This window comes from Campylobacter sp. MIT 21-1684 (assembly GCF_026241315.1).
Taxonomy (GTDB): domain Bacteria; phylum Campylobacterota; class Campylobacteria; order Campylobacterales; family Campylobacteraceae; genus Campylobacter_D.
Map to the genome: position 1 here is coordinate 1 of NZ_JAPHNA010000033.1, position 5413 is coordinate 5413.

The 5413-nt window shown below is 30.1% G+C and carries 5 protein-coding genes and 1 pseudogene; all 6 read left to right on the forward strand.

All coding sequences use genetic code 11. The features are described 5' to 3' along the window. Positions 1–552 (forward strand): annotated as a pseudogene (locus OQH62_RS08195) (lipase); the annotation flags it as partial. Positions 553–643: 91 nt separating this feature from the next. Then, positions 644–838 carry a hypothetical protein gene (locus tag OQH62_RS08200; RefSeq protein WP_266016049.1) on the forward strand — a complete coding sequence of 65 codons (195 nt, stop codon included), beginning with the start codon at positions 644–646 and terminating at the stop codon, positions 836–838. A gap of 176 nt (positions 839–1014) precedes the next feature. Next, positions 1015–1335, forward strand: coding sequence for a hypothetical protein (locus OQH62_RS08205; protein ID WP_266016050.1), 321 nt, complete (start codon positions 1015–1017; stop codon positions 1333–1335). Positions 1336–1340: 5 nt separating this feature from the next. Continuing rightward, the gene (locus tag OQH62_RS08210; protein ID WP_266016051.1) at positions 1341–1712 is read left to right on the forward strand and encodes a hypothetical protein; all 372 of its coding nucleotides are present in this window, start codon (positions 1341–1343) and stop codon (positions 1710–1712) included. Beyond that, on the forward strand, positions 1709–1894 hold the full coding sequence (locus OQH62_RS08215) for a hypothetical protein (RefSeq protein ID WP_266016052.1): 186 nt from the start codon (positions 1709–1711) through the stop codon (positions 1892–1894). The genes OQH62_RS08210 and OQH62_RS08215 overlap by 4 nt, the downstream gene beginning before the upstream one ends. 213 nt (positions 1895–2107) lie before the next feature. Continuing rightward, on the forward strand, positions 2108–5413 hold a 3306-nt coding region (locus OQH62_RS08220; RefSeq protein ID WP_266016053.1), incomplete at its 3' end, for a hypothetical protein.

A 5413-nucleotide genomic window follows, 5' to 3' on the forward strand; every position in this document is an offset into this window, starting at 1 on the left:
CATACAAGAGTATTCCTCTCTCCTTATAAAGCAAACAAACTTCATTTTGAATTTGCATTAGGCTTAGATAATTACTTAGACAAAGACAACACCACAGAGTTAAAGATAGTTATTGGAGGAGTGTATGATGGGGAGAGAGAAGATATTAAAATGTTACAAAATAAACTTTATACCTTGGATGATGCAAAAGAAGCTTTAAAAATTATTTATAATAAATATGGAGAAGAAATAGCAAGAATTATTGAAAAAATGTATAGAAGCGAAACGGCACATTTTAGCTCTGGGCAATATAAATATACAGGAACAGGTGGTATGGAAGTATTTGGCAATGCTCCATACTATGGTTGGGATAGTAAATTCTTTGAGCAAAATCCAAATTATAAACCAACAGGAATATGGTCAGCTTTTGAAGGCAAAGGATTAAGCGAACAAGGAGGAAACGCTCAAGTTAAGGATAGAAAGAAGCAATTTGTAGTAATGCCTTCAGTTTTAGCAGGGATGGAATATAAGGCTTATTATATCAATAAGCATAATGGAAATTGGGCAAGATGACATTCAACCCAAACCCAAGCACAAGAAGCATAAAAAAAGCTATTGAACAGATTAAAGCCCGAATAGTTGATGAAATTGTAGGAGATGAAAAATGAAAAGAATTTTTATGGTTTGTATATTATTTTTAACTTTGACTTTTGCTCAAAATCCCCACAAAACAAGAATCTATTTTTCCCAAAATCTCACGCAACTAAATCCACAATGCGTGGAGATTTTTACCAAAATTGTAAAAACAAGCAATTATGAGTTTGAATCTTATAGGGGGATAAAAATATACAATGGGTAAAAGAACATATCTCATTTGAATTTGATACTTGGGATAATGATAAGATTCTAGTAAAGCTATTTTTTGATTGGGCAGATAAGAATAGCAAGGAATTTCAAGGCACAGGCACTCTCACTTGGCTTGAATATGATATAAAAACACAAAAGCTTAAAGATAGTGTGCAAGGCAAGGACTTAATGACAAATGTGAATCTAGCAAATAAATTCAATGATTGCTTGCGATATTGCGATTTTTCGCAAACTTTAGCTTTGCAAGAGCAATATAAAGATGAAAATGTAGCATTATTAATGGAAAATGAAATCATTGGCACACACGCAAAGGAGAGAGCGTATTTTTATTCTGCACCTAATGAAAGGTGTAAAATCAATAATTTATTTTTAATTACAAAAGATAGATTCAATCTCTTGCAAAATAGAGGCGAATTTAGCTTTGTTGCCTACAAGCGTCAAAATGGCGAGTTTATTAAGCTATGGATTAAGAGTGATAGGGTAAGGTAAGGAATATGAAAATATACAAGTTGGCAATTATGGTTAAAGTAATATTGTTGAGCATTTCTATAACCCCACTTTTTGCAAATGATTTTATCCCAATGGAGCAATGCAGTTATGAAAGCGAGAAATTTTGGATTAAGGTTTTATATCTTTGTCCAGAGGGTGATGTGGCTTGTAATAAAATGGTATATGTAAGTGTCAATAAAAGTAGTGGGAACTATATTGTTTTGAAAGGAAAAACACTACTTGACAGCAAGCAAAATTTTAAGGGATATAGTTTTAAAAATGGTGCGTATGAATATAACATTTTTAGAAATAATATATTGCAAATTTCTAAAAATAATTCAATCTTGCAAGAGATTAAATTGAGAGATTGCAAATGAGTATCCCTAACTTCCTGCCTAAACTCTTTAAAGAATACTATAAAAACTATGAACATAAAGACTATGGTATAGGCAAATATATACAACTTTTAAAGTACTCCAAAGACACTAAAGAATACAAAGATACTATAGACAACTCTTTAGTATCTCTTACCATACAAGAGTATTTCTCTCTCTTATAAAGCAAACAAACTTCACTTTGAATTTGCATTAGGCTTAGATAATTACTTAGACAAAGACAACACCACAGAGTTAAAGATAGTTATTGGAGGAGTGTATGATGGGGAAAGTAGCTTAAAACATAAATCACCCTTTTCATTCTTTACTTAATTCTATATTGTAAATATAATCTTAAGTTTGGTAGAATCTACAATTTGATATTGTTTAGGTAATCAATGCAAAAGTTATTGGAGGAGTGTATGATGGAGGAAAATAAAGCTAAAAGAATAGTATTTTTACACAATAGAAATGAATTAATAAGAGAAATTACTGCTTGCACGCAAAATGCTACAAAAATTACTCTGCATTGCTCTAATTTTAAAGAAATAAATTCTAAATGTTTGATAAGAACAAAAGAGAGCTTCTGTCTTGAAGATTGGCTTATACAACATTTTCTTAGTTTAAGAGATAAAGAGGTAGAAGTCTATGATTACAAGAGTATTAATCAAGAAAATGTGGTTAAAAATAATCAGGAAAGGGATTATAGAAATATTAAGATTTATAACAAGCAAAGTGAGGCATCAAGTATTGTATTTAATTTTGTAAAGCAACTCAACGATGGTAAAGATATTGATGATCTTTCAGAAGCTATTAGTAAGTTTTTAAAGCAAAAGGATAGTCTTGAGAAACTAAGTTCTTGTATTAAAGAACATTTGCAAAAACCCATCATTGAAAAATTACCAGATTTCAAAGAGCTAGACTTCTTTGGTGGTAAAGAAAAATATAAAGAGAGTTTGAACTCTGCTTTTGACAAGCTCATACAAGATATTAGCAATATTTATAAAGATGGTTATACTCAAGTCTTTAAAGACCTTGTCAATTTTTTCTTTAGTATTTTTAACATTGCTGATATGAAAAAGTTTTTCTCTCAAAGCAATTTGGCTTTATTGGCTGTTGATACCCTTTTTGAAGGTGGTAAAACCTTAAGTAATATCTTAGAATGGGCAAACTCTAAGTATTCTTTTGCCATCTCAAATTCAATTATTAAACTTTTTGTGCAAGATATTGCCCCGATTATCCTTCTTTTTGAAAATCGTATTTTAAATTATACTCTTATTATAGATGATACGATTCTTATAGAGTTATCAGGATGTAAATGTGATATTGATGAGAGTAGTGCCTATATAAGACAAGATTTAGCTTTGCTCATAGAATTAGAAGAGCAGAGTTTGACAAAGGTAGAGGGAATACATTTAAGTTGTGTCTGTGAGAATGAAAAAATGCAAATTTGTGGTAAAGATAATATTACAAAGCATCTTAGTGCGCAAATGACTTCTAATGACAATAGATTTGTCTTTATAGAAAGCCCTTATTTTAACTCTAGTAAGCTTGTGCAGCTTATGAAAAATGAGCAAGAAAGCAAGAAAGCTCCATCAAAGCAAGGATGCAATTATCTCATTATCAGTAATGCTCCTGCTAAGTATAATGCAGGATTGAATCATCAATTGTTAGAAGAACTAGGCAATACTATAAGCTATGGAGATGAAAAGAAAATCAAAAGCGAGAGTTTATTTACAAATCCCAAAAAAGATTATACTACAACCATTGATTATAGTAAATATAAAATCACTCTCAAAGATGAAGCAACTAAACCCTATGTAGTATCTCTAAGTCCTTTTGTTTTTATCCCACAAGAAGAATACAATGATTTTAAGAATGCCAAAGAAGAACTTGATAGGCTTGATTATGGCTTGTATCCTCAAAACAAGGATCAAATAGAGCAATATTTTGATTTTAAAGAAAAAAACAGAGACAAAATACTTAATTTCTATTTTATAGAACATTTCTTCGAACAAGACAACAAAAAGGCATATTTTTTAAAGCAAGAAAAGAAGTATTTTCAAGAAAGCATACAATGTCTGCAAACTTATATTGAGAGTATTATTAAAGTCTTTGTAAAACCTTATAGATATACACAACAAGTACCAATAGTGCTACAAAAAAAAGAGTATTCCATCTTAGAAATGCTTTTACTTGCTTTCACTTATTATGTAATTAAAAATTTCTATACTTCCATACAAACAGATACACAAAAATGGTGGAATTTTTTTGATAACTATGAGTGTATAAAGATTGATGAACAAAGTCTTAGAATGTTGCCTTATGGAACTTTTTTACTGCTTGATGAGGAAAAAATACCTTTCTGTTTTTCTAAGAAAAGTAAAGAAAAGCTCTTAGAAAAGAATAAAGAAGTCTTTTGTATAGAAGAGTTTGTTGAGGAATTAGAAAATCAAGAGGATACAGATGAAATAAACTTAGATGGAGTATTAGAAGAGTTTTTGAAAGAAGAAGCTTTTAACAATGAAACAAAAGAAGAAGATTCTAAAAATGAATCTGAAAGCTTAGATAAAGCAAATCAAGAAAGTTTAGAAAATTTAGAAACTTTAGAAAGCAAACTTGAAGATTTAGAGAAAGACTTACAAGAGGAGAACCAAACAAGTACAAGAATCAAAACAAGTCAAGCTTTCCAAGTGATAATGGAACATTTTATTACTTCATTCTTTCCTTTCGCCCAACTCTTTTTTAATCTCAGTCCTTTCAATCTAAGCAAGAAACTTGTAAAACTCTTAGTCTCCTCTAAGATAAAACCTTTAAGAGAAGTATTATTTGGGGAGTTAGGTGCAGCCTATTTAGCCTCTATTCTCTATAATCACAATATGAATATTCACACTCAAAGCTATAAGAAAAACAGAACTTTAGAAAGGAAATTTAAACAATTAAAGAAAAAATCATTTGTTCAAGCGCTTAAACAAGTTCAAAATAGTATTATAATTGTCAGTCAAAAAGAGCATATAAAAGATTTCAAACAGATACAAGGACAAGATGTAAAATATTATAAAAATATTTTCTTAAAAGATTATACCAAAGACACTATTGAGAGTTTTTTTAAATCTCTCCCACAAGTTGTAGCTCTGAATATTTTTAATCAACTTTTTATTACACATTATGAAAAGAGCAAACAAGAATTTGAAAGATTGCAGTTTTTAAAGTTTGCTTACAAATACCATCCTCCTTATGTGCTTAAAAGACACAATGAGGGAGTATTCTATCCTATGCTTGTGAATAATACTTTTGTATCTTTTAATTGTATTCATATGATTATAGGAGGTGAGCTTAGAACAGGAGCTTTTGGGGATATTGATTCTTTATTTTATTGTTATGAGAGTATAAAAACTACAAATACAAGAAATTATCTTTTAAACAAACTCCTTTCTTATCTCTGTCTTGATGAATTAAGGGGAATGAATAATACCCTCACTCCTTTAAATGATGTAGAGTTTTTTAATACAAGAGCTTATACGCAAGATTTGCCTACTCGCCCAAGATTCTTAAAGCTTATACACGATGAAGGAGAATTTCAAGCTCCACCAAAAGCAAGTGAGCAAATAAAAGCAAACATAGCAAAGTTTAATCAAAAAATGCAAAGCATCAATGAAGATGAGAGGAGGAGGGCATTGTATCAGCAATATAAAGACAGGGAA

Bases quoted from the DNA above. Each gene is read 5' to 3' on its own strand.
- OQH62_RS08215 (WP_266016052.1), top strand. From the start codon at position 1,709: ATGAGTATCCCTAACTTCCTGCCTAAACTCTTTAAAGAATACTATAAA.
- OQH62_RS08210 (WP_266016051.1), top strand. From the start codon at position 1,341: ATGAAAATATACAAGTTGGCAATTATGGTTAAAGTAATATTGTTGAGC.
- OQH62_RS08205 (WP_266016050.1), top strand. From the start codon at position 1,015: ATGACAAATGTGAATCTAGCAAATAAATTCAATGATTGCTTGCGATAT.
- OQH62_RS08200 (WP_266016049.1), top strand. From the start codon at position 644: ATGAAAAGAATTTTTATGGTTTGTATATTATTTTTAACTTTGACTTTT.